Origin of the sequence: Emticicia sp. 17c (genome assembly GCF_037153985.1) — a bacterium.
In the GTDB taxonomy this organism is placed as follows: domain Bacteria; phylum Bacteroidota; class Bacteroidia; order Cytophagales; family Spirosomataceae; genus Emticicia.
In genome coordinates, this window is the sequence record NZ_JBBAYI010000042.1 from 1 (window position 1) to 2,341 (window position 2,341).

The window sequence follows — 2,341 nt, forward strand, 5'->3', positions numbered from 1 at the left end:
GCTTAAAGTTCCACTACAATTGGCCGCTGTTAAAGTAGCCGATTCACCAGCACACAAGCTCGTTTTGTCTGCCGTAATTGTTGGTGCATTCGGTATACCTCCAGTGCTGATTTGAATACTGTTACTAGCCACACTTGTCCCACAACTCGTCGTACAAGTAGCCGTATAAACGCCTGACTGAGTCACCACCGCTGGATTTGAATAAGTCACTGATTGACCATCTTTACGCCAGTTTAAGGTACCACTACAATTGGCTGCTGTCAAAGTAGCCGATTCTCCAGCACACAAGCTCGTCTTATCGGCTGTAATTGTCGGTGCATTCGGAATGCCGCCAGTACTGATTTGAATACTGTTACTAGCCACACTTGTCCCACAACTCGTTGTACAAGTAGCTGTATAAACGCCTGATTGGTTTACTATTGCTGGATTTGAATAAGTCACTGACTGACCATCCTTGCGCCAGCTTAAAGTACCACTACAATTAGCCGCTGTTAAAGTAGCCGACTCTCCGGCACACAAGCTCGTCTTGTCCGCTGTAATTGTCGGTGCATTCGGTATACCTCCTGTACTGATTTGAATACTGTTACTAGCCACACTTGTCCCACAACTGGTCGTACAAGTAGCCGTATAAACGCCTGATTGGTTTACCACTGCTGGATTTGAATAAGTCACTGACTGACCATCCTTACGCCAGCTTAAAGTTCCACTGCAATTGGCTGCTGTTAAAGTAGCCGACTCCCCAGCACACAAGCTCGTCTTGTCGGCTGTAATCGTCGGTGCATTTGGTATACCACCAGTTGTAATTTGAATACTGTTAGAAGCCACACTTGTCCCACAACTGGTCGTACAAGTAGCCGTATAAACGCCTGACTGCGTCACCACCGCCGGATTTGAATAAGTCACTGACTGACCATCCTTACGCCAGCTTAAAGTTCCACTGCAATTGGCTGCTGTTAAAGTAGCCGACTCCCCAGCACACAAGCTCGTCTTGTCGGCTGTAATCGTCGGTGCATTTGGTATACCACCAGTTGTAATTTGAATACTGTTAGAAGCCACACTTGTCCCACAACTGGTCGTACAAGTAGCCGTATAAACGCCTGACTGCGTCACCACCGCCGGATTTGAATAAGTCACTGACTGACCATCCTTACGCCAGCTTAAAGTTCCACTGCAATTGGCTGCCGTCAAAGTAGCAGATTCCCCAGCACACAAGCTCGTCTTGTCGGCTGTAAGCGTCGGTGCATTCGGTATACCTCCTGTTGTAATTTGAATACTATTAGAAGCCACACTCATCCCACAACTGGTCGTACAAGTGGCTGTATAAACGCCTGATTGCGTCACTACCGCCGGATTCGAATAAGTCACTGATTGACCATCCTTACGCCAGCTTAAGGTACCACTGCAATTGGCTGCTGTTAAAGTAGCTGATTCTCCAGCACACAAGCTCGTCTTGTCGGCTGTAATCGTTGGTGCATTCGGTATACCACCTGTTGTAATTTGAATGCTGTTAGAAGCCACACTTGTCCCACAACTCGTTGTACAAGTAGCTGTATAAATGCCTGACTGCGTCACCACCGCCGGATTTGAATAAGTCACTGATTGACCATCTTTACGCCAGTTTAAGGTACCACTGCAATTCACCGCTGTTAAAGTTGCCGATTCTCCAGCACACAAGCTCGTCTTGTCCGCTGTAATTGTTGGCGCATTCGGTATACCGCCTGTACTGATTTGAATACTGTTACTAGCCACACTTGTGCCACAACTCGTCGTACAAGTAGCTGTATAAACGCCTGATTGGTTTACTATTGCCGGATTCGAATAAGTCACTGATTGACCATCCTTACGCCAGTTTAAGGTACCACTACAATTGGCCGCTGTTAAAGTAGCCGATTCACCAGCACACAAGCTCGTCTTGTCGGCTGTAATCGTCGGCGCATTTGGTATACCTCCAGTACTGATTTGAATGCTGTTAGAAGCCACACTGGTGCCACAACTAGTTGTACAAGTAGCCGTATAAACACCTGATTGATTGGTAAAGGTAGGATTAGCACTGGTCAATAAACTTCCATTTAATAACCATTTCACTGTACCACTGCAATTAGCTGCTGTTAAAGTAGCCGATTCTCCAGCACACAAGCTCGTCTTATCGGCTGTAATTGTTGGCGCATTTGGTATACCTCCAGTGCTGATTTGAATACTGTTAGAAGCCACACTTGTCCCACAACTGGTCGTACAAGTAGCTGTATAAACGCCTGATTGAGTCACCACCGCCGGATTCGAATAAGTCACTGACTGACCATCCTTACGCCAGCTTAAAGTTCCACTACAATTGGCCGCTGTT

At 46.7% G+C, this 2,341-nt stretch carries 1 pseudogene; it reads right to left on the reverse strand.

Annotation, left to right across the window (positions count from 1 at the left end):
- Positions 1-2,341: pseudogene (locus tag WAA15_RS24350) on the reverse strand (hypothetical protein); the annotation flags it as partial.